This window comes from Nonomuraea sp. NPDC003201 (assembly GCF_053590415.1).
Map to the genome: position 1 here is coordinate 147,438 of NZ_JBSFTC010000001.1, position 24,817 is coordinate 172,254.

Sequence of the window (24,817 nt, forward strand, 5' to 3'; positions counted from 1 at the left end):
CCGCATTGGGCAAAAGCAAAGCTGCCGGTCTCGCCATCTCACGACAAAGGCGCGGGAGACTTGAGGCCATGAGCAAGCCCAATCTGGCGCGCAGGGTCGCGGAGGCGGCCGAGATCGCGCTGACCACGCGGAAGTACGTGACGTTCATCGACGTGGTGACGGGCCTGCGCTGGCTGCACTCCAGGCACGTGGACACCTGGCGGCAGGGCCGGGCCGGCACGCTGGCCGAGCTCGCGGCCGTCGACGAGGACCGCCTGCTCGCGACGGCCGGCCTGCTGCGGGAGTGGGCGCTGGCCAAGGGGCTCAGGCCGGTGGACACGCCGTACGTGGCCGGCACCCGCGACCGCCGCGAGCTGCGCTTCACCTCCGGGGACGGGCAGGAGCCGTTCCGCGTGCACTGGCTCTCGCCCGACCTCAGCGAGACCAGGGTCCGCAAGCTGAGCGAGCCCAAGGTGCCCGACCTGGTGGCGGTGGCCCCGCTCGACGCCTGGACGTGCGCCTCCTGCGGCGACACCGGCCCCTACCTGATCATGGAGGAGGACCGGCCGCACTGCCTGACCTGCGCGGACATGGACCACCTGGTGTTCCTGCCGTCCGGAAACGCCGCGCTCAGCCGCCGCGCCAAGCAGGAGAGCGGCCTGTCGGCGGTGGTCGTCAGGTACAACCGGCGGCGCAAGGTCTACCAGCGCTTCGGCCTGCTGGTGGAGGAGGCCGCGCTGGCCGCCGCCGAGGAGCGGTGCCTGGCCGACGAGGAGGTACGCGAGCGCCGCCGCGAACGCGACCGCGACCGCAGGGCCGAGCAGGACGTCGACTTCCAGGCCAGGATGGCGGCCGAGATCGCCAGGCTGTTCCCCGGCTGCCCCCGGGACCGGGCCCAGGAGATCGCCGAGCACGCCGCCCAGCGCGGCAGCGGCCGGGTGGGCAGGACCGCGGCGGCCAAGGCGCTCGACGAGAACGCCATCACGCTGGCGGTCATCGCCTCCATCAGGCACCTCGACACCGACTACGACAGCCTGCTCATGTCGGGCGTGCCCAGGATGGAGGCCAGGGACAGAATCAGGGAACGCATCGAGCGCAAACTGGAGGAGTTCCGCGGATGAGCGACTGGCACGACGTACGGGAAGAGCTGCGCGCCTTCGCGCTCCGGCTGCCCGAGGCGCACGAGGACCACCCGTGGGGCGAGACCGTCATCAAGGCGAACAAGAAGGTCTTCCTCTTCCTCGGCATCGACGAGCAGACCGAGAAGTGGGACCCGATGTTCAGCGTGAAGCTGGTCTCGGAGGCGCACGGCCACGCGCTGACCGTCGAGGGGGCGGCGCCCACCGGCCACGGGCTCGGCCGGGCGGGGTGGGTGACGGTTCCGTTCCTGTCGGAGCTGCCCGAGACGGAGGTGCTGCTCGACTGGGTGGAGGAGAGCTACCGGGCCATCGCGCCCAAGCGGGCGGTCAAGCAGCTGGACGAGCACCCGGTCAGGTGACCGCCAGGCGCGTGGCGTACCGCTCGTCCCGCCACAGCTCCTTGTCCAGCACCTCGAGCAGCGTGGCCGCCGCGTCGTACACGTCGGCGTAGCCGATGTAGAGCGGCGCGAAGCCGAACCTGAGGACGTCCGGCGCGCGGAAGTCCCCGTGCACACCACGGTCGATCAGCGCCCGCATCACCGGGTAGCCGTGGGGGTGGCGGAAGCTGACCTGGCTGCCCCTGGCGGCGGCGTCGGCGGGCGAGACCAGCTCCAGCGCGTCGCCGACCAGGTCCACGAAGAGCGAGGTCAACGCCATGCTCTTGGCCCGCACCTGGTCCATCGGCACCCGCTCCCACACGTCGAGCGCCGCCTCCAGCGCCGCGAACGACAGCACGTGCGGGGTGCCCACCGCGAACCGCCGAATGCCCTCCGCCGGGCGGTAGCCGGCCTCGAACGCGAAGGGCTCGGCGTGCCCGTGCCAGCCGGACAGCACGTTCTCTGCGGCGGCGTGGTGGCGCGGGTTGACGTAGAGGAAGGCGGGCGCGCCGGGCCCCGCGTTGAGGTACTTGTACGTGCACCCCACCGCGAAGTCGGCCCCCGAGACGTCCACGTCCATGGCCCCCACGCTGTGGCACACGTCCCAGACCATCAGCGCGCCGGCCTCGTGCACCCGGGCGGTGACCGACGGCACGTCGTGGCGGGCGCCGGTGCGGTAGTCGACCTCCGACAGCAGCACCACGGCCGCGTCGTCGAACCGCCCCTGCGCGAAGTCGCGCACCTCGTAGCCGCCGAGCAGCCCGGCCAGGCCCTGGACCATGTAGTGGTCGGTGGGGAAGTTCCGGACGTCGGAGACGATCACCCGGCGGTCGGGACGCAGCCGCAGCGCCGCGGCCACCGCCTGGAAGACCGCGATCGAGGTGGTGTTGCCCACCACGACCTGCCCGGGGCCCGCGCCGATCAGCGGGGCCAGCCGGTCGCCCGCGGTCAGCGGCTGCGCGTACCAGCCGGCGTGGTTCCAGCCGCCGACGAGCTGCCTGCCCCACTCGTCCTCCACCGTCTGCCGCACCCGTTCGGCGGTGCGGCGGGGCAGCGCTCCGAGCGAGTTGCCGACGAGGTAGACGACCCCCTCCGGCAGCACGAACTCGTCCTTGAAAGCCCGCAGCGGGTCGTTCGCGTCGAGGGCCAGGCACTGGTCGCGGTCCACGATTCACTCCTGTCGCGGGGGGATGGTGGCGATTATCCGGTTCACGCCATTCTGGTACTCGCGGACGTACCAGTTCTGCACCGGGTTGTGGGTCGCGTCCAGCCGGAACGTCCCGCGCGGCCCGCCCAGCTCGCCCACCGCCGCCATGCCCCCGTTCGCGGACAGGCCCCGGTCGATGAGCCGCATGGCGTCCCAGCCCTGGAGCGCGACCGCGGACGGGTTCCTGCCGGTCCTGGCCCGCCACCGGGCCACGAACGCGGCGTTGTCCGGGTTGTACAGCGCGGGCGAGTACATGCCGACGGTGGTGATGCCCTCGGCCTCCCGGCCGACGGCCCGCAGCACGTCCTCGTCCGTGAGGTTCTGGCAGCCCAGTAACGCGATCTCGGAGGCGTGCTGGCGGTACCCCTTCAGGAACTCGACCGCCTCTCCCCCGGCGTAGAACGCGTACAGGAGCTTCGTCCCGGGCGGGATCCGCGCGAAGTACGGCTCCAGGTCGGTGACCCGGCCGTAGGGCGTCAGGATGCGTTTGAGGGGCTGCGCGCCGTATCCCTCGGCGAAGCCCCTGAGCGTTTCGACGCCCGCCGAGTAGTCGGAGGCCATGAGCACCACGCCTTCCTTGCCGTACCGCTCGGCGGCGTACCGGCCGGCCGCGTAGCCGTGGTCGCGGTTGGTGTACGACACGCGGAAGACGTTCGCTCCGCCGAGCGCGTCGGCGCCCGCGTTGGCGATCACCACGGGCGTGCGGCCCGCCACCTTGACCACCGACTCGGCGACGGGCGAGGAGAGCAGCCCGGTGATCACGTTCACGCCCTCGTCCTCGATGAGCCGCCTGGCCTGCTTCTGGCCCTCCTCCGGGTTGCCCGCGTCGTCGGCCACCACCAGCCCGGCCGGGCGCTCGCCCAGGCGTCCGCCGTGGTCGTCCAGGTAGAGGCGCATGGCGGCCTCCATGTCGTCGCCGAGCGCGGCGTACACGCCGGTCTGCGAGATGATCGCGCCGACCTTGACCGGGGGATCGCCCTCGGCCAGGAGCGGCGCCGTCCCGCCGCAACCGGCGGCCATCAGCACCACCAACCCCAGGACGGATACGCGCACGGCTCACCCCCGGCAGGTCATGGCCGCTCCTGCGGGCGGTAGGCGACCGCCTGCATCTCGATGAGCAGGTGGGGGTGCGGGAGCTGGTGCACCGCGACCGTGGCCCTCGTGGGCCCCTCCTCGTCGAAGAACTCGGCGTAGACCTCGTTGTAGCCCTTGAAGTCGTTCATGTTGACCAGATAGGTGGTGATCTGTACGAGGTCGCCGAGCGAGCCTCCGGCGGCCTTGAGGATGTCGCCGATGTTCTCGATGACCGCCCTGGTCTGATCGCGGATGTCCAGGTTCGTCGCACCGAACGTGTCCACTTCCACGCCCACGAAGGTGCCGTCCGCGCGCCGGCAGTTCGTGCCCGAGACGTACAGGAGGTCGCCTGCCCGCCTGACGTGCGGGAACCTGCCTCGGGGAGTGGCCTTGCCGGGCACCAGGAGCCCTTTGGTGCGTTCGATCACTTGGAGAACACCGCCCGGACGGAGCCCAGCCCCTCGATGCGCGCCTCGAACTCGTCCTGCGGGCCGACGGGCACGACCGGGCCGAGCGCGCCGGTCAGCACCACGTCTCCGGCGCGCAGCGCGTAGTCGGTGCGGCCGAGCCGGGAGGCGAGCCAGACGGCGGCGTTGAGCGGGTTGCCCATGACCAGCTCGCCGGAGCCGGTCGAGACCTCCTCGCCACCCCGGGTCATCGTCATCCGGGCCGCCCGCAGGTCGAGCCCGGCCGGCGGGACGGGCGTGCTGCCCAGCACGAACGCGCCGGCCGAGGCGTTGTCCGCGACCGTGTCGGCCAGCGTGATGTCCCAGTCGGCGATCCGCGAGTCGGCGATCTCGATGGCGGGCAGCGCGAACTCCACGGCCCTGAGCACGTCGGCGGCCGTGAAGGGCCCGCCGGCCAGGTCCTTGCCGAGCACCAGCGCGACCTCGGCCTCGGCCCGCGGCTGCAGGAAGGCGTCCACGGGCACGGGGAGCCCGTCGCAGTACGACATGTCCGCGAAGAGCATGCCGAAGTCCGGCTGGTCGATGCCGAACTGCCGCTGCAGCACGACGTTGGTCATGCCGATCTTCCTGCCCACCAGCCGCCGCCCCGCTCCGAGCGCCCGCCGCGTGTTGATCTCCTGGATGGCGTACGCCTCGGCCACCGTGCCGACCAGGTCCCTGATCGGCGGGCACGGTTTGCCGGAACTCGCGGCCTCCGCCAGCCGGTCGGCGACCTGGGACCGCGCGTCCACGGCCTCGGACCATTCGTCATGCATCGGGCTGCTCCAGTTTGATGGTGATCGTGGTGGGTTGAGAGTAGAAGTCGAGTGACTGGACGCCGCCCTCCCTGCCGATACCCGACAGCTTCATACCGCCGAACGGGGTACGCAGGTCACGCAGATACCAAGTGTTCACCCAGACGAGCCCGGCCTCCAATCGCTGCGCCACCCGGTGGGCGCGGTCGAGGTTACCCGTCCAGAGCGTGGCGGCCAGGCCGTACTCGCTGCCGTTGGCCAGATCGACCGCCTCGGCCTCGCTGTCGAAGGGGGCGACATGGCAGACGGGGCCGAAGATCTCTTCTCTGTTGAACCTCGACCACTCCGACAAGCCTGCCACCACCGTCGGTTCCACGAAATATCCGGAATCGCGGTTGTCGCCGAACGTGGGGACGCCACCCCCCGTGAGCACCTTGGCTCCCTCCGAGCGGGCCAAGGCGTAGTAGGAGAGCACCTTCTCGCGGTGCTCCTTCGAGATCATGGGCTGCGGCTCGAACTCCTGCGCGCGGGCCGCCAGCCGGGCGCTGAACTCCTCGAAGATCGACCGCTGCACGTAGACCCGCTCGGTGCACAGGCACACCTGCCCGCCATTGGTGAACACCGACTTCGCGGTCCCCTCCACGGCCCGGTCGAGCCGGCAGTCATCGAAGATCAGTCCCGCGTTCTTGCCGCCCAGCTCGAACGAGATCGGCTTGACCCGGTCGGCCGCCGTGTTCATGATCGCGGTGCCGGTCCTGGTGGAACCGGTGAACGACACGGCGTCCACCCCCGGGTGTTCGACCAGGAGGTGGCCGGAGGGGCCGTACCCGAAGATGATGTTGACGACGCCGGCGGGCAGCCCGGCGTCGGCGCAGATCTCGGCGAAGACCGCCGCCGAGCCCGGCGTGTGCTCCGACGGCTTGACCACCACGGTGTTGCCGGCGACGAGGGCGGGCGCGAGCTTCCAGGTCATCAGCAGGAACGGCAGGTTCCACGGGACGATCACCGCGACCACGCCGAGCGGCCGTCGCACGGTGTAGCTGAGCACCCCGGACAGGTGGAAGGCGTCGTCCGGGCGCTGGGCGGCGATCTCGGCGAACGCGCGGAAGTTGGCGATGCCGCGCGGGACGTCGAGCGTGCGGGTCTGCTCGATCGGCTTGCCCGTGTCGGCGATCTCCGCGTCCACCAGGTCGTCGAAGCGGGACTCGATGCCCTCGGCCAGGCGCCGCATCCACCCGGCGCGCTCGCCGACGGGCAGCGCCGCCCAGTCGCGGGCCGCCTCCCTGGCCGCGCGCACCGCCCGGTCCACCACTTCGGGGTCGGCCTCGTGCACCTGCCTGATCACCGCGCCCGTCACGGGGTCATGGACGGGGAACGTCTTACCCGCGCCCACCGGCTCGCCACCGATGAAATGCGTCAGCACCACACTCTCCTCTACTTCCCTGTATAGATCGCTGGTCGATCGGCGGACAACGGGTGCGTCGGGACCTTTCTGATCGCATCGTCTCCCCGGAACGCGGCCCGCGCCATGCGCGATGCTGTTGCACATGCGAACCAGAACCGATCAAGTGGCCGCCCACGACGGCGGCTTCGACGTCCATCTGTGGTTCCCCGACGCCGGGACGGGCCCCGGCATCCTGCTCGTCCAGGAGATCTACGGCGTGGGGCCGTACATCGAGAAGGTCGCCCTGGACCTGGCCTCGCGCGGCTACGTGGTGGCCGCGCCGGACCTGTTCTGGCGCCTGCACCCCGGCTGGCTGGGCGAGCACACCCCCGAGGGCACGGCGGCCGCGATCGAGCTGGCCGGCCGGTTCGACTTCGCGCAGGGGGTGGCCGACTGCGCGCTCACGGTGGCCCACCTGGGCGAGCTGCCCGAGGTGGCGGGCGGGGTCGGCGCGGTCGGGTTCTGCCTGGGCGGCTCGATCGACTACATGCTGGCCACGCAGGTGGAGCTGGCGGCGGTCCTGTCCTTCTACGGCTCCGCCGTGCCCGACACGACCGGGCTCATGGACCGCGTCACCGCGCCGCTCCTGCTGGTCTTCGGCGGCAGCGACCCGTTCATCCGGCGCGACCGGGTGGCCGTCGTCGAGCAGGCCGCGCAGGGCCGGCCGAACGTGGTCATGCACGTCGAGGAGGAGGCCGGGCACGCCTTCCACAACAGCGAGGCACCGATGTTCCACCACCCGGAGGCGGCCGCGCGCACCTGGGAGGTGGCGCTCACCTTCCTGTCCGAGCACCTGCCGGTGACCCTGTCCAGATAGACATCTTCCGGTACCCCTAGATCATCGCCATTATGGGCGGATGGCGCGGACGTGGGAATTGTGGGGAAACGTCATTATTGCTGGTACTTTTGCACTTCCCCTGGCCTTGCTAGCAATCTTGCTCCTCTCCCGTCACCGCGCCCGCGCCGGCCACCCGGCACCGCTGCGCACGTCGATCGCCGACGTCGGCATAGCGGTCGGCACGGCCCCGTGGATCTGGATGACCCTCACCCCGCGCAACGGTCAGACCGGAGTCAGTCTCGTCCCGTTCAAAGATCTTGCCGACCTGGTCAGCGCGCCGTGGGAGGCGGTGTTGGTGCAGGTCGGAGGCAACCTGCTGGTGTTCGCCGCGCCCGGCGCGCTGCTCCCGGTACGCAGCCGCGCGATGTCCTCTCTCGCGCGCGTTGCGGCGGTCGCGGCCGCATTTTCGGTCATCGTCGAGATCCTCCAGTACGCCTTGCGACTAGGCCGTTTCTCCTCCGTGGACGACGTGCTCATGAACACGGCAGGCGCCGTGATCTTCGCTTTGGTTACTCGGCGCTGGTGGGCCGATCGAATACCGGCCGGGATCGTTCCACGGTAACGGTCTGCTAAAACCCGCCGGAATTCACCACTCGGGCACGATCCGCTCAAAAGAAGGCCGCGACCAACCTTTCCATCTGTGCGATCGTGGACAAGACGGGGCAAGTTCTCTGGAGACGCCACAACCTGGTTGGTGACAGAGGGTGATCAAAGTTGTCTGAATCCCCGGTACCCCACGAGCCCCCTATCTATCGCCGCATCGCCGACGGCCTCCGCGCCCGGATTCTGTCCGGCGAACTGCGCGACGGGGACCGACTACCGGGCGAGAACGCGCTGATGGCCGAATACGCAATCGCACGAGCCACCGCCAGGCAGGCGCTTGCCGTACTGATCAACGAGGGGCTGGCGGTGCCCAAACGAGGTTCGGGGGTATACGTGCGGCTGTTCAAACCGATCCGCAGGCACGGCTCACGCCGCCTGTCGAGAGAGCAGTGGGGGCAGGGGCGGGCCATCTGGGACGCCGACACGCGTGGCCGGCCCTTCACGGTGGACGGGGTGGAAGTGGTGTTGGAGCGAGCCGGCGAGGAGGTGGCGGGCGTCCTCGAGAGCGGCGAGGTATGGGTACGTCGCCGCCGCTACTCGGTCGACACCAGACCCGTGCAGCTGGCCACCTCGTATTTCCCGGCGCACCTGGTCGAAGGCAGCGCGATCACCCTCGCGGACACCGGACCGGGTGGTGTCTACGCCAGGCTGAGCGACCTGGGCGTCTCCCCCGCCCACTTCACCGAGGAGGTGCGGGCCCGGATGCCGTCACCCCGCGAGATCGCGCTGCTGGACCTGCCGGGGGGCACGCCGGTGATCGTGATCGCCAGGACCGCCTACACGTCGGGTGGGGTGCCCGTCGAGCTCAACGAGATGGTGCTCGACTCCGCCGCGTACGTACTCCAGTACGACTTCGATGCCTAGTTTGTCAAGGAAGGTGACCCTGTCCGGCACGATCATTGTGTTCTCTAGAGAAGTGCCGCATCGTCGAAGGAGATGGAAACCTCGCCTGGGGCCGGGAAAGGCGAACAGCGATGTCCTTTGATCGGCATCTTGCCGAGATTGCCCGGGAGTACCCCCAATGGACCATCTGGCGGAGCGACGCGGGCCGCTGGTGGGCCACGAGACACCGTCCGCTCAACGCGGCGCAGCGCGATGCGGGATGTGCGATGACCATCGACGCGGACGACCCGGACGGCCTGCGCGGCCGGCTCCGGGACCAGGAGAAGCGGGCCGGCGGGCAGCACCCGCGGGCCGGCCCCGCACCTCCATGACGCCGGCCGTGGCGCGTCCCACGGCCGGCGCACAAGAGCAGCCCGGTGCCGTGTCCAGCGTCTCGGCGGCCCCGGCACCGGGCCACCAAGGCAGGAGGGGCCACTGACGCGGAAGCCTCCGACCCAATCGGGGGCGGGGGCTTCCGCTCCGTGGACCGCCTGCACCGCCGGGCCGCGCACCCCTTCCCCAATCGCGCGGCCCCGCGGCTCTCACCGCCCGCTCGGCTGTGGGGCGGTCCCAGCCGGGCGGGCACGCCTCCAGCCGTGCCCGCCCGGGGTGTGGACTACTTGTGCACCTCGGACAGCCGGACGACGTGGATGTCGGTGTCGTCGGAGACGCCCGCCTCCTCCAGGGGCTTCTTCTCCTCCTCGCTCTCGTCCACGATGACCCGCACGTCCTCCTGCGGCGAGACCGGGGACGCGACCGCGTCGGGGATCAGCGGCCCGGCCGCCGACTCGGTGCGCATGAGGTCGCCGAGCACGGAGCTGATCTCGGTCAGCCGCCGCACGACCTCCGAGTGCGTGTTGGTCAGATAGTCGACCCGCCGCCCCGTCTGCTCGTCGAGCGCGGCGGTGCGCTGCTGCGCGGAGGCCAGCATCGACTCCGAATCGTTCCGCGCGCCCGTCACCAGCTGCTCGGCCTGCGCGTTGGCGGCCTGCATGATCTGCTCCGACTCCGACTGGGCGGCCGTGACCAGCCGCTCGGACTCGGCGCGCGACTCGCGCAGCAGGTCCTCGGCCTCGGTGCGGGCGGCCGCGAGCTGCTCCTCCGCGTCCGAACCCGCCTGGGCCAGCATCCGCTCCGCCGCCTGAGTGGCCTCGTTCACGCGCCGCTCCGCCTCCGCCTGGGCGGAGGTGAGGATCTTGTCGGCGGTCTCGCGGGACGACGTCTGCAGCCGGTCGGCCTCCGACTTGGCCGCGTCGCGCACGCTGGCGGCCTCGGCCTCGGCGTCCTCCCGCTTGGCCGCGGCCTCCTCCTCGCCGAGCCGGAGGATCTGGGCGAGTCTCGGGCTGAGGTCGTCGTAGCTCTGCGGTGCCTCGACCATGCGCCGCCTGGCCTCCGCGAGCTCGATGCGGCCCTGCTCTGCCTGGTCGATGGCCCGGGCCAGCCGCTCTTCCAGATCCCTTACCTGGTTACGGGTACGGATCATGAAGTCGTGAACCTGACGGCGGTTGTAGCCGCGCATCACGACCTCGAAGGTGTCCTCTTGCATCAGATCGGGAATGCTCTCGTGCTGGTTCATCATGGGGGTACCTAAGGGTGGTTTGCGTGAGGCGGGGGAAAATTGCGGGTTGTGAGGGTCTGACAACGAGACGTCAGGAAACGACTTTCCTGCCATCTGCCCACGTCCGCAACCGGAACGCCACAGCCGGACGGGGAATTACGATGGCTCGGATGTACATCGCATCTTTGGATAACGGGGCAGTCCCGGACATACACCCTGAAGCCTTCATAGCCCCTGGCGCCGTCGTGGTCGGCAGCGTGCGGGTGGGCCGGGCGTCCAGCATCTGGTACGGCTCCGTTCTCCGGGGGGACGACGAGCGGATCGAGATCGGCGAGGAGTGCAACGTACAGGATCTGAGCTGCTTGCACGCCGATCCCGGCGAGCCGGCGATCCTGGAGGATCGGGTCAGCCTGGGCCACAAGGCCATGGTCCACGGCGCCCATGTGGAGACCGGCGCGCTGATCGGCATCGGCGCGATCGTGCTGGGCGGCGCCCGCATCGGTGCGGGCACCCTGGTGGCCGCCGGTGCGCTCGTCGGACCGGGCAAGAAGATCCCGTCCGGCGTGCTGGTGGCCGGTGTTCCCGGAAAAATCGTACGCGAACTCACCGACGACGACCGGGCGTCCTTCGCCCGCACGCCGGACAACTACATGGCCAAGGCGCTCAGGCACCGGCAGGCGTCATCGCTTTGATCAGGACTTCGTCCGACACCGAGGCGGTGTTGAGCGCGTCCGCGTACTCGGGCAGCTCGGGGCGTAAAAACCGGACGAAGTCGACGGTCATCTTCAGATCGGGCACGCCCTTGACCTGCTTGGCGTTGGCCTTGGTCGCGTCCTTCTTGAGCAGGTTGTAGCTGTCCCAGTCGGTGTAGGCGGTGATGCCCCACTGGAGCACGTCGGGGAGGTTGGACGGCCAGCGCCGGCCGACCTTCCACTTGCCGCCGTCCTCCCGGTAGAGCGCGACGAAGACGCGGCCCACCCGGCCGAGCGCCAGGTCCACCCAGCCGCTCTTGACGGTCAGCTCCTGAGGTTTGGAGCTGCCGTCCTGGGTGTACTTCACCTCGACCTGGCCGCTCTGGTCGGCCGTGCCGGTGGTGACCGACACCCAGTTGGGCTTGGCGTACGAGCCGGGCTGGCGGGCCATCAGGCCCCCGAGCGAGAACTTCCGCTTGGGCTGCCCGCCCTTCAGGCCCTCGACCTTGACCCTGGCGTACATGAGGACGTCGCCCGCCAGCTCCTGGTACACGTAGGGGCCGCGGAAGCCGTCGAACCACGTCGAGGTCCTGGGCTCCAGATACAGGGAGCCCTTCACGGTCTTGTTGATGTCGAGCTTGCCGATCCGGTCGACGTCCTTCTCCGTCTCGCTCAGCTTGGTCCACATGGACATGTCCGTCGCGTTCTGGAACTCCGTGGACGCCTCGCCCACCTCGCCGCCGGGCTCCGGCGCCGTGGCCTTGTCCAGCGTGAGCACGCCGGGCCCCGTCGGGGACGGCTGCGCCGTCGTGGTCGTACCGCATCCGGAGAGCGCGCCGACCACCGCCAGCACCCCTGCCACCTTCGCCCTCATAACGGTCATTCTGCCGTGAAATGCCGATGGATGATTTGGGCGCTCCCAGTACGATGGCGCCCGTGCGACCCTGGGATGCGTTCACCTCCGCCGAGGCGGAGGTCCGCGCGATGGTCGCGGACCCGCGCTGGCAAGGGCTTTCCGTCCCCGATCGGGCCCACGTGCTGGCCGCCAGAATACTTGTGACCCCAGATGGCGACAGATGGCTCTTCGGGGTGCACGCGCGCTGGCATCTGCACGATCCGGCCGACGGCCGCTGGCGTCTCGCGCCGCCGCCGAGGGGCACCCGGGCGCGCCAGGTGCAGCATCCCGCGGCGGTGCTGCCGGAGGACGTGATCCCGTACGGGCCCGACTTCCACGCCGAGCCCGGCTCCACCCAGGCGTTCATCGGCCCGGACGTCTCCGAGGGCCTCACCGAGCGGCTCAGGGTGCTGCTGCGGTCCAGCGGGCTCAAGTCGGAGCTGGACTACCCGCTGACGGCGTTCGACGAGATCTTCGGCTCCGACGTGCCGAGCACGGTGGCGGCCGTCTGGGGCACGATCATGTGGTGCGCGTACGCGCCCGCGTTCGACGGCAACGAGCGGCTGATCACGGTGTTCGGCGAATACCTGCGCCGCCCGCTGCCCGGCGACGAGTGGGTGCGCTGGCTGCCCGCGCCGCCGCTGCTCGACCTGGCCACGCTCGTCGCCGAGCGGCAGCGGGCCGGGCAGCCGCGGGCCGCGCTCAGGCTCGCCGCCACGATGGCGGACGCGGCCCAGATCCTGATGTCCGACACCCGCTTCAGGCCGCGGGCGCTCGCCCTGCTGACGATGGTCGAGCCCATGCTGCGCCGGCAGGGGCTCGACGACTCCCACACAGACGCCGAGGCCCTGCGCGCGGCCTGGCTGGAGCATTGCCCGCGGCGGCTGTGCCGGGCCCTGCTCGTCGAGACCGACCTGGAGGCGGACTTCTCGCACGCCGTCTACGACCTGGTCGAGGCGCTGGCCTTCATGCCCGACCCGCGCATGGCCGCCGCCACGTTCCTGGCCGACCTGTCGGACTCCAAGGGGCGGTTGCCGGCCCGGCTGGACCACCGGCTCAGGCGCGCGTACGAGGAGCTGGAGCGCGCCGGGCTGACCGGGACCTCAGCGAGCGAGTCGACCGAGCCGGACGGCTTCCCCGTGCCCGGTCAGGTGCTGACCAAGCCCGCGGCGGTGCTGGAGGTCTCGCCGCCGGACCGGGCGAGCACCGCGGCCGTGCTCGGGGCCGCGTACGCGACGGGACTGGCGTGGGGCCGGCTGACGGGGGCCAGGGTGCCGGAGCGGGGGCTGGCCGGGCAGACCGCGCTCGTGCACAGACTCATCCACGAACGCGACGACAACCACACAGACCACACCTAAACCACAAATATCGTTATTTAACCCTTACTTCGCCTATATGGTTCTAACGCTCAGGTAACAGGCAATTCTCCGAATTGTGATCTCCGATTCGGGAAATGATCGTTCCCGGGCCCCGCAGTTCGGAAAGGAATGACTCCGATGGGCCATGTTGCCAGAAGGGTCTCCGCCGTAACCTCGTAGAGGGTGTGGGCTGCGGAAGGAAGGACGACGCGGTGGGGCACGATGACCTGGACTCTCGGGTCCACGACCGTGTCGCGTTGGACGAGATTGCGCTCTACGCCGAGGTGCTCACGGCCGTGGCTGTCAGCGAGCGGCGGCTGACCTTGGACGAACTCGACGACGCGCTCGGATTGCGGACTTCGGCGAGCCGCTGAAGGATCAACTCGATTACTAGCCCCGGAGACCTAGTTAGAAGGTTTCCGGGGTTTCTCATAACTAGTTAATCCCTCGGAACGTCCTCCTTCCGGAGGATGACCGCCGCGCCTATGAGCGGACGAGGCGCGCGATGGCCGCCGAGGCCTCCTTGACCTTCGCGTCGGCCTCCGGCCCGCCACTGTTGATCGCGTCCGCCACGCAGTGGGAGATGTGCTCCTCCAGCAGCCCCAGCGCCACCGCCTGGAGCGCCCGCGTGGCCGCGGAGACCTGAGTGAGCACGTCGATGCAGTAGGCGTCGTCATCGACCATGCGCTGCAGGCCCCTGATCTGGCCCTCGATCCGCCTGAGACGCGTCAGATACGCCTGCTTGTCTCCGCTGTACCCATGCATGCTTCTAAGGTACCCGTAACCGGTTGGGGGTGCCCGGGTCGTTCAGCGGAGGTCGCCGATGAGCTTCTCCCACTGCTCGGCCACCTCACCGGCCGCGTGGCGCACCGCGGTGTCCAGGGCGCCAGCCGCGAGCGAGCGCCGCCTGCGCTCGTCGTCGATCAGCGCCAGCAGGGCCGCCGCGAACAGCTCCAGGCCGCCCTCGTTCTCCGGCACCAGCACCCCGTTGTAGCCCGTCGCCACGAACTCCCTCGGCCCCCTGGCCCCGTCGAAGGCCACCACGGGCACCCCGCAGCCCATGGCCTCCAGCACCGCCATGCCGAGGTCCTCGGTGAGCGAGGTGCTGGCCACGATCGACGCCTTGGCGAACTCGCCCGCCAGGTCGGGCGTCGTGCCCATGAAGTAGACGTGGTTGTGCAGGCTGAGCTCGCGGACCAGCGCGCGCAGCCGCCGCTCCTCCGGCCCGCCGCCGTACAGGCGCAGCCGCCAGTCGGGGCGCTTGTCCGCCACGATCGCGAACGCCTTGATCAGCCGGTCGTACGCCTTGACCGGCACCCACCGGCCGCCGGCGGCCACGATCCGGTTGTCCATCCGCGAGCGCGGCCACGGCCCGTCGGGCAGCGCGTCCAGCACAGAGGTCACAGGGGGCCCGTCGGTGAGGAGCTTGCTCCACTCCTCCTGGGCCGACTCCGTGGCCGTCACGACGGCGTTCAGGCGCGGATAGAACCGTTTCACCGGCCCGGGGACGGCCGGCCGCCCCCACTCCCTGGCGATCTTCAGGGTCTCGCGCGGCGCGTGCCTCGCGGCCTGGACGCCGAGCCCCGGCCGGGTCGTGATCAGCACGTCGGACTTGAGGTTGCGCAGCAGCCGCCACAGCGCCACCTCCGCGCGGACCTGCCCGCGCGGGAACAGGTGCCGGACGCCCGGCCTGGCGTCGATCAGGCTGCGCATGGTCACGTTGGGCCCGACGGGGAAGAACGGCTTCTCCTTCTGCCGCCTGACACTGACCACCTCGACGTCGTGCCGGTCGGACAGGGCGGTGGCGAGGTTCAGCATGGCGCGGACGTCGCCCCTCATCGCGTACGCGGAGGCGAGGACCAGGCTGACCTTCATCCGCCCACCTCGATCCGCAGCTCGTCGTCGGCGGTGTAGCAGGGTCTGATGGGCACGCCGTCCACCGTGGCCGAGGGATAGTGCAGCCGGCGTCTCTTGCCGTCGACGTCGTCGAGCCGCGAGCCCAGCTTGAGCGGCGTGGACACGCCCTCGACCTCCAGCGCGGGCTCCCAGGTGCCGGAGCTCGCCACGGCGTCGGGATCGGCGCCCACCACGTCCACGAGCGACACGGCGGCGTGGAAGCGCACGCCCTGCACGGTGGCGGTGGCCGAGAGCCGCGCGTTGGTCTGCCTGCGGTCCAGTCTCAGCACGGCCTCATGGCGGGAGTCGTCGTCCTCGAGCCCGGTGTACGCCAGCAGGCCCATCACCTCGAAGCGCCCCTCCCTGAACCAGATCGAGCGGACCTCGGCCACCGGCTCGGCGTCGGAGATCTTCAGCGCCAGGAACCCGTTGCGCGTGCGGTACGAGCGGTAGGCGAGGGTCCGCCTGCACAGCGCGTACGCGTCGAGGTGGTCGAGCGAGAAGCCCGGGTCGACGCTGCGCAGCCTGCTGCGCTTGCCGCCCACCCCCCGCAGGTAGGCGTCCCAGCGCCCGGCGCTGAGCTCCAGCGGCGCGAGCGAGACCGTGACCGTGGCCTCGCGCGCCCGAGCGCCTGGCGTGCCGAGCCGCACGTCGCGTTCCACCCCCGTGGTGCGATGCCTGAGCACGAGTTCGGTGCCGTCTTCCAGTGGTGCGTCGATGGCGAGCCGGAGGGCGAGGACGTCGGCCAGAGTGACTTCGGCGTCCGTGACGACGACGCCCATCACGAGCCCCCTCCCCGTCGAATAGAGCCATGCGACGTTGAGGTTACCGTGATTTTCCCGTTATGTGGATGCTGGATTTCTTGCACTTGACCCGCTGACGTGCGGAACTCCTCCACAGAAGCTGTGAAGGAGTCCGACAATCCTCGGTCAGGAAGCGCCCTTGACCGATTTGATCAACAGCTGGGCGACGTCCACGACTTCGAGCGATTCCTTGGCCTCGCCGTTGTTCTTCTTCTCGTTGATCGCGTCGCCGAGCATGACCATGCAGAACGGGCAGGCGGTGGAGACGGTGTCGGGATCGGTGGTCAGCGCCTCGTCCACGCGTTCGGTGTTGATGCGCTTGCCGATGCGCTCCTCCATCCACATGCGCGCGCCGCCGGCGCCGCAGCAGAACCCGCGGTCCTTGTGGCGGTGCATCTCCTGGGTCTGCACGCCCGGCACCTTGGACATGATGTCGCGGGGCTGGGAGTAGACCTTGTTGTGGCGGCCCAGGAAGCACGGGTCGTGGTAGGTGATCTTCTCCTCGATCGGGGTGATCGGGGTGAGCAGGCCCTCGTCCACGAGCTTCGCCAGCAGCTGCGTGTGGTGCACGACCTCGTACGTGCCGCCGAGCTGCGGATATTCGTTGGCCAGGGTGTTGAAGCAGTGGGGGCAGGTGGCGACGATCTTCTTGACGCCGGCCTCGTTGAGGGTCTCGATGTTCTGCTGGGCGAGCATGTTGAACAGGTACTCCATGCCCAGGCGGCGGGCCGGGTCACCGGTGCACGCCTCCATCGGGCCGAGCACCGCGAACTTCACGCCCGCGATGTGCAGCAGCTCCGCCACGGCCTTGGTGGTCTTCTTGGCCCGGTCCTCGAGCGCGCCCGCGCAGCCCACCCAGAACAGGTATTCGGCGTCCTCGGGCATCTTGTCCTCGACGAGCTCGACCTCGAAGTCGAGCTCCTCGATCCAGTCGGCCCGCTTCATCTCGGACATGCCCCACGGGTTGCCCTTGTTCTCCAGGTTCTTCACCATCACCCCCGCCTCGGACGGGAACGACGACTCCACCATCACCTGGTAGCGGCGCATGTCGAGGATGTGGTCGATGTGCTCGATGTCCACCGGGCACTGCTCGACGCAGGCGCCGCAGTTGGTGCACGACCAGAGCACGTCGGGGTGGATCACGCCGTCCTCGCCGACCAGCGGCTTGTCCAGCAGCGCGAGCACGTCGGTGTCCTTGTGCTCGACACCTTGCTGGGCGGCCAGCAGGTACGGGGCCACCTTGAAGGCGTGGTCACGCTGGTCGAGGATGAGCATCTTCGGCGACAGCGGCTTGTCGGTGTTCCACGCCGGGCACTGCGACTGGCAGCGGCCGCACTCCGTACAGGAGTAGAAGTCCAGGAAGCCCTTCCACGTGGTGTCGGCGATCTTGCCGCGGCCGAGCTTCTCCGGGTCGAGGTCCTCGTCCTCGAAGTCGACGACCTTGCCGGCCACCCGCATCTCCGGCGCGCCGCCCAGGCCGTCGGGACGGCGCGAGAAGAGCACGTTGAGGGGCGCGGTGAAGATGTGCAGGTGCTTGGAGTTCACCACGATGACCAGGAACACCAGCATGAAGCCGATGTGCAGCAGCAGCGCGATCTCCTCCAGCAGCGCGCTGTCCGGCAGCACGTCGCCGAGCGCGAGCGAGACGAACGCGCCGGAGGAGTAGGGGAAGTTGCCGTTGGCCGCCGACGCGCCCCTGGCCAGGAACAGCGTCCAGATGATGTTGAAGATCATGAACAGGACGAGCCACGCGCCGCCGAGGTGGGAGCCGGAGAAGCGGGAGCGGCGGCCGAGCTTGTCGGGCGAGTTCTTGAGCCGGATGACCGCGAAGGCGATCAGGCCGAGCACGCAGGCGACCGCGATGAAGTCCTGCAGGAAGCCGAGCACGGCCCAGGTGCCGATCAGCGGGATGTGGAAGTCGGGCGTGCCGGTGATCGCACCCTGGATGATCGCGCCGTACGCCTCGATGTAGACGGTCAGCAGGATGAAGAACGCCCACATGACGAAGAAGTGCGCGACGCCGGACGGCGTCCACTTCAGCAGCTTCTTCTGCCCGAACACCTCGACGAGCTGCGCCTTCGCCTCATCTGCCGCATGAGTCTTGGCGTAGTCGATCCGCTCGGGCGCGGGCGGCCCCACGGTCGCCAGCTTGAACAGGAACAACGCCCTGCGGCCGGCGACGGCCACCGCGAGGACGGTCATCACGAGCCCGATGATGGCTACCCAGAGCACAGGGTCCTCCCACAGACGACGTTGGCTGTCAGCGTACGGTCACCCGTCGCTCAGACCGCTACCCGGATCCTACCCGCGAGTAACATTTCCGGCGTACGCGACATACCCTATGGTCATCGACTTTGGCAGAACAATGCTCTAGCCGGTGAAGTACCTCTGGATGGTCGGCGCGAGCACCTCCACGAGCTCATCGTGGCCGGCGCTCGCCAGCGGCTCCAGCCCGATCACGTAACGGGCCATGACGATGCCGAACATCTGCGCGAACGCCGCCTCGATCCGCAGGTGCGGCACCTCCATCCGGTCGGCCACCTGGAAGAGCAGCGCGTTCGTGAAGAACTCGCGGACCATCGTGACGGCCTGCTCGTTGGTCATGGCCGAGCGGATCAGCGCCAGCATCGGCTCGCGCGTCTCCGGGGAGGCGGTGACCTGCAGGATCATGCGTACGAGCCGCTCGCCGACCTCCTCGCGCGGGCCCTCGACCAGCACCTTGACGATGGTCTCGGGAGAGAACGGCAGCCGCATGGCCGCCGCGAACATGCCCTCCTTCGTCTCGAAGTAGTGGTGCACGAGGGCGGGGTCGACGTTGGCCTCGCGGGCGATGCCGCGCACGGTCGCCTTGTCGAACCCCTTCTCCGCGAACACCTTCCTGGCCGCGGCAAGGATCTCACCCCGCGTGTCAGCCGACCCCGGCCGACGCCCCGGCCGCTTCTTGTCCGTGCTCATGGCCTCCGCTCCGCAGAGGCGGCTCGGTCGCCGGGGAACCGCCGACTTCCCTCGTCGGTCTGGTCGCTCCGCTCCCGCCGCTCCTCAGTCCAGGCGACGGCGCTCCCTCGCGTCACCGGCCCACCGCCAGGTACACCCGCATGGGGACGGACAGCACCCCTTCGGGGAACTCCTCGCGCAGCGAGACGCGCTGCCGCTCCACCAGCTCGTCGGCGGCCTCCGGCGGCAGGGCCGCCATGTAGGAGTGGGAGCGCAGGTCGAGCAGGAAGTCCTCGATGCCGACCAGCCGGGTCCAGGGGATCCAGCGCTCCTCGACGACCTCGAAGGCCGCGGCGATCGGCGGCGCCGACCACTGCTCGACCGCCGGCCCGTAGTAGGTCGGCACCGCCTCCGCCAGGCGGGCCTCGTAGGCGGCCAGCCATTCGGCCTGGGCCGCGTGGTTGAAGTTCCAGCAGCCCACGATGGCCCCCTCGGGCCGCAGCACCCGCCGGGCCTCGGCGATCGACGCCACAGGGTCGAGCCAGTGCCACGACTGCGCGTACGTCACCAGGTCGGCCACGCCGTCGGCCAGCGGCAGCGCGTTGCCGTCGGCCAGCACGGCCGCGACGGAGGGCGTCCCGCTCTCCGACCGGGAGACCAGGCGGGCCAGCATCTCCGCGCCCGGGTCGACCGCGATGACATGGGAGCCGCGCGCCCTGAGCGCGCGCGTCATGATGCCGGTGCCCGCGCCGACGTCCACCGTGGTGGCGCCGTCGAGGTCGACGCCGGTCACCTCGGTCAGGGCCCGGTACATCTCGTCGGGATAGTGCGGCCGGCCCGCGTCGTACGCGTCGGCCACCCGCTCGAACATCCTGCCCAGACCCCTGATCGGCCCTATGTTCATGAGGTGGCCGCCAGGTGCAGCCGGGCGAACGCCAGCGCCTCCGCCAGGTCGTCGATCCGCTCGGTGCGGCTGGCCGCCTTGCGGGTGTTGATCTCCAGCACCACCAGCCCCGAATAGCCGGTGTTGGCCAGGCGCTCCAGCATCGGGGCGCACGGCTGGTTGCCCCTGCCGGGCACGAGGTGCTCGTCCTTGTTGGTCACCCCGAGGCCGTCGGCCAGGTGGAGGTGGGCCAGCCGGTCGCCGAGCTTGACGGCCATCTCCATGGCGTCGGAGCCCGACACGGCCGTGTGCGACAGGTCGAGCGTGACCTGCGGGAAGTCGTAGTCGATCGGATTCCAGTCGGGCGAGTAGGGCACCACGTCGTTGCCCCTGGCCTTCAGGGGGAACATGTTCTCGACGGCGAACGTGACGTCGGTCTCGTCACGCATCCTGGCCAGCCCCGTCTCGAACTCGCGGGCGTACTCCCGCTGCCAGCGGAACGGCGGGTGGACCACGACCGTCGCGGCGCCCAGCCGTTCGGCGGCCTTCTGCGCCTTGACCAGCTTGGCCCAGGGGTCGCGGCCCCAGACGCGCTGGGTGACCAGCAGACAGGGCGCGTGGATGGCCAGGACGGGGATCTTGTAGTGGTCGGACAGCCGCTCGATCACGTCGATGTCCTGACTCACGGGGTCTGCGCCCACCATGATCTCGACACCGTCGTAACCCAGGCGCGCTGCCAGCTCGAACGCGTCGGGAGTGCGTTCCGGATATACCGAAGCAGTGGACAATGCGATCTTCGCATTGGGCACGCGGATGACATCAGCCACGCTGCCAGCCTAAGCCGGTGGAGCCGATCTGGCGCGAAAGCCCCTTTGGTGAGCCGCGCCTGGCGGCTGGCTTAACTTTGGGGCATGCCACGGATAGCGAAAGGTGCGATCCCCAGCCCGAACATCTGGAACACGCCCCAGATCTACGAGCTGGAGAACCGCGCCGTCGACCCCGAGGGCGCGGCCGACGCGGCGATGCGCGCCCTGCGCGCCTGGAACGGCGGCACCGTGCTCGACATCGGCTGCGGCACCGGGTTCCACCTGCCCGCGCTCGCGTCCGAGGCCGCGCGGGTGGTCGGCGTGGAGCCGCACGGCGACCTGGCCGCGGTCGCCGTACGCCGCTGCACCGAGCTGGCCAACGTGGCCGTCCACGCCGCCACGGCCCAGAACCTGCCGCTGCCCGACGCGAGCGTGGACGTGGCCATCGCGCGCTGGGCGTACTTCTTCGGCCCCGGCTGCGAGCCGGGGCTGCGCGAGCTGACCCGGGTGGTACGCCGCGGCGGCGCGGCCTTCGTCCTCGACCTCGACGCCACGCGGGGGGCGTTCGGCCGCTGGTTCTCGCGTACGGTGCCGACGTACTCCGTCCGGGAGGTCGAGTCGTTCTGGGATCGCCAGGGCTGGCAGCGGCGGCCTCTGGACCTCAGGATGGCCTTCGAGCGGCGGGCGGACCTGGAGGCGGTGCTGCGCATCGAGTTCACACCGGAGGTGGCCGAACAGGCCATCGCCGAGACGCCCGGCCTGGAGCTTCCCTACCCGAACGTGCTGCGCTGGCGCTACTACTGAGTTCGCGGCGGTGCTCCCTGCGTGTTCATGGCCTCCGCTCCGCGGAGGCGGCTCGGTCGCTGGAGAGCCGCCGCCTTCCCTCGTCGCTCTGGTCGCTGCGCTCCCGGCGCTCCTCAGTCCAGGCGGCGGCGCTCCCTCGCGGCTTGACATTGACGTCGGTGTCAACGTTTACCGTGAAGGCATGCGCATCGGAGAGCTGGCGGAACGTACGGGGGTGAGCACCCGCTCACTTCGCTATTACGAGCAGCACGGCCTGCTCAGAGCCCGTCGCGGGTCCAACGGCTACCGTGACTACAGCGAGGACGACGTCAGGCTGGTGTCCGAGATCCGTGCGCTGCTCAGCATCGGGTTCACGCTGGAGGACACCCGGCCGTTCATCGACTGCCTGCGCCGGGGGCACAGCTCGGGAGGCTCGTGCGCGGAGTCGGTCGAGGTCTACGAGCGCAAGCTCAACGAGATCGACGAGGAGATCCGCGTCCTGCTCGCCCGCCGTGCCGAGGTCGCCGCCCAGCTCGCGCAATCATGCCCAGGTTGCTTCGTAAGGGGATAGACATGATCACGTTGACCACCGAGAACTTCGAGGAGCAGGTGCTCAAGAGCGACAAGCCGGTGCTGGTCGAGTTCTGGGCCGAGTGGTGCGGGCCGTGCCGCATGGTGGCGCCGGTGCTGGACCAGATCGAGGCGGAGCACGGGCTGACCATCGGCAAGCTCAACACCGACGAGAACCCCGAGACCATGGCCCGTTACGGCGTGATGGGCATTCCGACGATGCTGCTGTTCGAGAACGGCGAGCCGGTCAAGCAGATCGTCGGGGCCAAGCCCAAGCGCATGCTGGTCTCCGAGCTGGGCCTGGCTTAACACGGGGCTCCGCCTCTCACCTGTCGAGGATTGTCGGCACGTCCCGCTAGCCTGCTCGACATGGCCAAGACTGCCCAGAAGCCCGGATACCGCTGCGCCGAGTGCGGGTGGCGCACCACCAAGTGGGTGGGCAGGTGCGGTGAGTGCCAGGCGTGGGGCACGGTCGAGGAGGAGGGCGCGCGGGCCGGCGCCAATGTCGTCCAGGCGGGCGCCACCACCGCGCCCGCGGTGCCGATCGGGCAGGTCAAGGCCGAGATCGCGGCCGCGCGCACGACCGGCGTGGGCGAGCTCGACCGGGTGCTCGGCGGCGGCCTGGTGCCGGGGGCGGTGGTGCTGCTCGCGGGCGAGCCGGGCATCGGCAAGTCCACGCTCCTGCTCGAGGCCGCGGCCAGCATGGCCGAGCGCGAGAAGGTCCTCTACGTGACGGGCGAGGAGTCGGCGGCCCAGGTGCGGCTGCGGGCCGACCGCATCGGCGCGATCCGCGACCACCTCTACCTCGCGGCCGAGACCGAGCTGTCGGCCCTGATCACCCACGTGGAGAAGGTCGAGCCCACGTTGCTGGTGGTCGACTCGGTGCAGACGATCGGCTCGGCGCAGGCCACCGGCGTGCCCGGCGGGGTGACGCAGGTGCGCGAGGTGGCCGCAAACCTGGTCCGCCTGGCCAAGGAGCGCAACATGGCCACCGTGCTGGTCGGCCATGTCACCAAGGACGGCTCGATCGCGGGCCCGCGCACGCTGGAGCACCTGGTCGACGTCGTGCTCAACTTCGAGGGCGACCGCCACTCCAGGCTGCGCATGGTGCGCGCGATCAAAAACCGCTTCGGGCCGACCGACGAGGTCGGCTGCTTCGACCTGCACGAGCGCGGCATCGAGGGCATCACCGACCCGAGCGGCCTGTTCGTCTCGCGGCGCAGCGAGCCGGTGCCCGGCACCTGCGTCACCGTCACGGTCGAGGGCACCCGCCCGCTTCCCGCCGAGGTCCAGGCCCTGGTCGCCCGCACCGAGGCGCAGCAGCCCAGGCGCACGTCGTCGGGGCTCGACACCTACCGCGTGCAGATGATCCTCGCGGTGCTGGAGCGCCGGCTCAACGCCCGGCTCGGCGGCTGCGACGTGTTCACCGCCACCGTGGGCGGCATCAAGCTGGCCGACCCGGCCGTCGACCTGTCGGTCATGCTCGCCGTCGCCAGCGCCGCCGGCGACAAACCGCTGCCGCCGGGCCTGGTCGCGCTCGGCGAGGTGGGTCTGGCCGGGGAGCTGCGCCCGGTCAAGGACGTACGCAGGAGGCTGACGGAGGCGGCCAGGCTCGGTTTCAAGCGGGCCCTCGTGCCGACCGGATCGCTCGAAGAAGCCGGCCGCAAGCGTAACGGACAGCGTGCTCTGGTGCCGGTGGGGCCGGTGGCGTTCGCGCCGGGGTTCGAGGTGGTGCAGGCGGAGAACGTCTGGGACGCCCTCACGCACGTGACCTAGCGCGGCTAAGCTGAGCGTGACCGATCGACACGGGGGTCAGGTGGATAGGAGTCTGGACGACCGTCGTCGCGAGGCCTTGGCCGCGGTGGCCCCGGGCACACCTCTGCGCGACGGCCTGGAGCGGATCCTGCGCGGGCAGACCGGCGGGCTGATCGTGCTCGGCTACAACAGGGTCGTCGAGGAGCTGTGCAGCGGCGGTTTCGAGCTCGACGTCGACTTCTCCGCCACCAGGCTGCGCGAGCTGGCCAAGATGGACGGCGCCATCGTGCTGAGCGGCGACCACAAGATCGTACGCGCCGCCGTGCACCTGGTGCCCGACCCGTCCATCCCCACCGACGAGTCCGGCACCCGCCACCGCACCGCCCAGCGCGTGGCCCGGCAGACCGGCCTGCCCATCATCGCCATCAGCAAGTCGATGCGCATCATCGCCCTCTACCTCGACGGCATCCGCTACGTCCTGGAGGAGTCGGCGGCCATCCTCTCCAAGGCCAACCAGGCCCTGGCCACCCTAGAGCGCTACAAGCACCGCCTCGACGAGGTCTCCGGCACCCTGTCGGCGCTGGAGATCGAGGACCTGGTCACGGTCAGAGACGTGTCCGCGGTGGCCCAGCGGCTGGAGATGGTCCGCCGGATCTCCGACGAGATCAAGGGCTACGTGGTGGAGCTGGGCACGGACGGCCGCCTGCTGTCCCTGCAGCTGGACGAGCTGGTGGCCGGGGTCGACTCGGAGCGGGAGCTGGTCATCCGCGACTACCTCCCCGCCCCCTCGGGCCGCCGCCAGCGCCGCCTGGTCGAGGCGATGCACGACCTGGACAAGCTGTCGGGCAGCGAGCTGCTCGACCTCTCGGCCGTCGCCCACGTCCTGGGCCACACCGGCGCCGACAAGCTGGAGAGCCCGGTCAGCCCCCGCGGCTTCCGCCTCCTGGCCAAGGTCCCCCGCCTCCCGGCCACGGTGGTCGACCGCCTGGTCAACCATTTCGGCGGCCTGCAGAAGCTGCTGGCGGCGAGCATCGACGACCTGCAGGCGGTGGGCGGGGTCGGGGAGTCCCGCGCCCGCAGCGTCCGAGAGGGCCTCTCCCGCCTGGCCGAATCCTCCATCCTGGAGCGCTACGTCTAAAG

General features: G+C 70.1%; 26 protein-coding genes. 12 read left to right on the plus strand and 14 right to left on the minus strand.

Features of this window, described 5'->3' with window-relative positions; genetic code table 11:
* Positions 1 to 68: 68 nt before the first annotated feature.
* A complete protein-coding gene (locus ACWDX9_RS00690) occupies positions 69 to 1,100 on the plus strand; it encodes a DUF2293 domain-containing protein (protein ID WP_449947357.1) in 1,032 nt (343 codons plus the stop codon).
* A complete protein-coding gene (locus ACWDX9_RS00695; protein WP_350723684.1) occupies positions 1,097 to 1,477 on the plus strand; it encodes an MmcQ/YjbR family DNA-binding protein in 381 nt (126 codons plus the stop codon). The genes ACWDX9_RS00690 and ACWDX9_RS00695 overlap by 4 nt, the downstream gene beginning before the upstream one ends.
* On the opposite strand, the gene kynU is transcribed toward ACWDX9_RS00695, so the two are convergent.
* From kynU to ACWDX9_RS00720, 5 genes are read right to left on the minus strand one after another with little or no spacing between them, the layout of a single operon-like run.
* On the minus strand, positions 1,470 to 2,666 hold the full coding sequence (kynU, locus tag ACWDX9_RS00700; protein ID WP_449947726.1) for a kynureninase: 1,197 nt from the start codon (positions 2,664 to 2,666) through the stop codon (positions 1,470 to 1,472). The two genes, ACWDX9_RS00695 and kynU, sit on opposite strands and share 8 nt — an antisense overlap.
* Positions 2,667 to 3,755, minus strand: coding sequence for an ABC transporter substrate-binding protein (locus ACWDX9_RS00705; protein WP_449947360.1), 1,089 nt, complete (start codon positions 3,753 to 3,755; stop codon positions 2,667 to 2,669).
* 17 nt (positions 3,756 to 3,772) lie between these two features.
* Entirely contained in the window at positions 3,773 to 4,204 is a 432-nt protein-coding gene (locus ACWDX9_RS00710) for a RidA family protein (protein WP_355193617.1), read from the minus strand.
* A complete protein-coding gene (locus ACWDX9_RS00715; RefSeq protein ID WP_449947362.1) occupies positions 4,201 to 4,998 on the minus strand; it encodes a 2-keto-4-pentenoate hydratase in 798 nt (265 codons plus the stop codon). Before ACWDX9_RS00715 ends, ACWDX9_RS00710 begins: the two co-directional genes overlap by 4 nt.
* Entirely contained in the window at positions 4,991 to 6,400 is a 1,410-nt protein-coding gene (locus ACWDX9_RS00720; RefSeq protein WP_449947365.1) for an aldehyde dehydrogenase family protein, read from the minus strand. The genes ACWDX9_RS00715 and ACWDX9_RS00720 overlap by 8 nt, the downstream gene beginning before the upstream one ends.
* A 124-nt stretch (positions 6,401 to 6,524) precedes the next feature.
* Here ACWDX9_RS00720 and ACWDX9_RS00725 point away from each other — a divergent pair, with 124 nt between their 5' ends.
* The 3 genes from ACWDX9_RS00725 to ACWDX9_RS00735 all read left to right on the plus strand — a co-directional run bounded on the left by ACWDX9_RS00725 (position 6,525) and on the right by ACWDX9_RS00735 (position 8,726).
* Positions 6,525 to 7,238 (plus strand): dienelactone hydrolase family protein, encoded by a 714-nt coding sequence (locus ACWDX9_RS00725; protein WP_449947367.1) that lies wholly within the window; start codon positions 6,525 to 6,527, stop codon positions 7,236 to 7,238.
* A gap of 40 nt (positions 7,239 to 7,278) precedes the next feature.
* Positions 7,279 to 7,821 (plus strand): VanZ family protein, encoded by a 543-nt coding sequence (locus ACWDX9_RS00730; protein WP_449947369.1) that lies wholly within the window; start codon positions 7,279 to 7,281, stop codon positions 7,819 to 7,821.
* Positions 7,822 to 7,973: 152 nt separating this feature from the next.
* A complete protein-coding gene (locus ACWDX9_RS00735) occupies positions 7,974 to 8,726 on the plus strand; it encodes a GntR family transcriptional regulator (RefSeq protein WP_449947372.1) in 753 nt (250 codons plus the stop codon).
* 634 nt (positions 8,727 to 9,360) lie between these two features.
* Here the strand turns inward: ACWDX9_RS00735 and ACWDX9_RS00740 are convergent.
* The gene (locus ACWDX9_RS00740; protein WP_397372027.1) at positions 9,361 to 10,323 is read right to left on the minus strand and encodes a hypothetical protein; all 963 of its coding nucleotides are present in this window, start codon (positions 10,321 to 10,323) and stop codon (positions 9,361 to 9,363) included.
* Between the two features lie 149 nt (positions 10,324 to 10,472).
* Here ACWDX9_RS00740 and ACWDX9_RS00745 point away from each other — a divergent pair, with 149 nt between their 5' ends.
* Entirely contained in the window at positions 10,473 to 10,994 is a 522-nt protein-coding gene (locus ACWDX9_RS00745; protein WP_185069301.1) for a gamma carbonic anhydrase family protein, read from the plus strand.
* Here ACWDX9_RS00745 and ACWDX9_RS00750 read toward each other — a convergent pair.
* Complete coding sequence (locus ACWDX9_RS00750) at positions 10,966 to 11,868, minus strand: hypothetical protein (RefSeq protein WP_449947374.1); 903 nt, start codon at positions 11,866 to 11,868, stop codon at positions 10,966 to 10,968. The two genes, ACWDX9_RS00745 and ACWDX9_RS00750, sit on opposite strands and share 29 nt — an antisense overlap.
* A 53-nt stretch (positions 11,869 to 11,921) precedes the next feature.
* Between ACWDX9_RS00750 and ACWDX9_RS00755 the strand changes: the two genes are divergently transcribed.
* Positions 11,922 to 13,247: a hypothetical protein gene (locus ACWDX9_RS00755; protein WP_449947376.1), complete on the plus strand. Its 1,326-nt coding sequence runs from the start codon at positions 11,922 to 11,924 to the stop codon at positions 13,245 to 13,247.
* A 483-nt stretch (positions 13,248 to 13,730) separates the two neighbouring features.
* Here the strand turns inward: ACWDX9_RS00755 and ACWDX9_RS00760 are convergent, their stop codons facing one another.
* The 7 genes from ACWDX9_RS00760 to ACWDX9_RS00790 all read right to left on the minus strand — a co-directional run bounded on the left by ACWDX9_RS00760 (position 13,731) and on the right by ACWDX9_RS00790 (position 20,590).
* A complete protein-coding gene (locus tag ACWDX9_RS00760; RefSeq protein ID WP_138670633.1) occupies positions 13,731 to 14,012 on the minus strand; it encodes a metal-sensitive transcriptional regulator in 282 nt (93 codons plus the stop codon).
* Between the two features lie 42 nt (positions 14,013 to 14,054).
* The gene (locus tag ACWDX9_RS00765; RefSeq protein WP_350723706.1) at positions 14,055 to 15,122 is read right to left on the minus strand and encodes a glycosyltransferase; all 1,068 of its coding nucleotides are present in this window, start codon (positions 15,120 to 15,122) and stop codon (positions 14,055 to 14,057) included.
* Positions 15,119 to 15,925 (minus strand): hypothetical protein, encoded by an 807-nt coding sequence (locus ACWDX9_RS00770; protein WP_449947729.1) that lies wholly within the window; start codon positions 15,923 to 15,925, stop codon positions 15,119 to 15,121. The genes ACWDX9_RS00765 and ACWDX9_RS00770 overlap by 4 nt, the downstream gene beginning before the upstream one ends.
* A 147-nt stretch (positions 15,926 to 16,072) precedes the next feature.
* Entirely contained in the window at positions 16,073 to 18,178 is a 2,106-nt protein-coding gene (locus ACWDX9_RS00775) for a (Fe-S)-binding protein (protein WP_449947379.1), read from the minus strand.
* A 138-nt stretch (positions 18,179 to 18,316) separates the two neighbouring features.
* The gene (locus ACWDX9_RS00780; RefSeq protein ID WP_449947381.1) at positions 18,317 to 18,901 is read right to left on the minus strand and encodes a TetR/AcrR family transcriptional regulator; all 585 of its coding nucleotides are present in this window, start codon (positions 18,899 to 18,901) and stop codon (positions 18,317 to 18,319) included.
* A 112-nt stretch (positions 18,902 to 19,013) separates the two neighbouring features.
* Positions 19,014 to 19,784, minus strand: a complete 771-nt coding sequence (locus ACWDX9_RS00785) for a class I SAM-dependent methyltransferase (protein WP_449947384.1) — start codon at positions 19,782 to 19,784, stop codon at positions 19,014 to 19,016.
* Positions 19,781 to 20,590, minus strand: a complete 810-nt coding sequence (locus tag ACWDX9_RS00790) for a sugar phosphate isomerase/epimerase family protein (protein ID WP_449947387.1) — start codon at positions 20,588 to 20,590, stop codon at positions 19,781 to 19,783. Before ACWDX9_RS00790 ends, ACWDX9_RS00785 begins: the two co-directional genes overlap by 4 nt.
* A gap of 84 nt (positions 20,591 to 20,674) precedes the next feature.
* Here ACWDX9_RS00790 and ACWDX9_RS00795 point away from each other — a divergent pair, with 84 nt between their 5' ends.
* From ACWDX9_RS00795 to disA, 5 genes are all read left to right on the plus strand, one after another.
* On the plus strand, positions 20,675 to 21,373 hold the full coding sequence (locus ACWDX9_RS00795; protein ID WP_449947390.1) for a class I SAM-dependent methyltransferase: 699 nt from the start codon (positions 20,675 to 20,677) through the stop codon (positions 21,371 to 21,373).
* A 181-nt stretch (positions 21,374 to 21,554) separates the two neighbouring features.
* Positions 21,555 to 21,923, plus strand: coding sequence for a MerR family transcriptional regulator (locus tag ACWDX9_RS00800; protein ID WP_350723717.1), 369 nt, complete (start codon positions 21,555 to 21,557; stop codon positions 21,921 to 21,923).
* A gap of 2 nt (positions 21,924 to 21,925) precedes the next feature.
* Entirely contained in the window at positions 21,926 to 22,231 is a 306-nt protein-coding gene (gene trxA / locus ACWDX9_RS00805) for a thioredoxin (RefSeq protein ID WP_357738041.1), read from the plus strand.
* Between the two features lie 60 nt (positions 22,232 to 22,291).
* Entirely contained in the window at positions 22,292 to 23,698 is a 1,407-nt protein-coding gene (gene radA / locus ACWDX9_RS00810) for a DNA repair protein RadA (RefSeq protein WP_449897365.1), read from the plus strand.
* Between the two features lie 40 nt (positions 23,699 to 23,738).
* The gene (gene disA, locus ACWDX9_RS00815; protein WP_364245427.1) at positions 23,739 to 24,815 is read left to right on the plus strand and encodes a DNA integrity scanning diadenylate cyclase DisA; all 1,077 of its coding nucleotides are present in this window, start codon (positions 23,739 to 23,741) and stop codon (positions 24,813 to 24,815) included.
* Positions 24,816 to 24,817 lie beyond the last annotated feature (2 nt).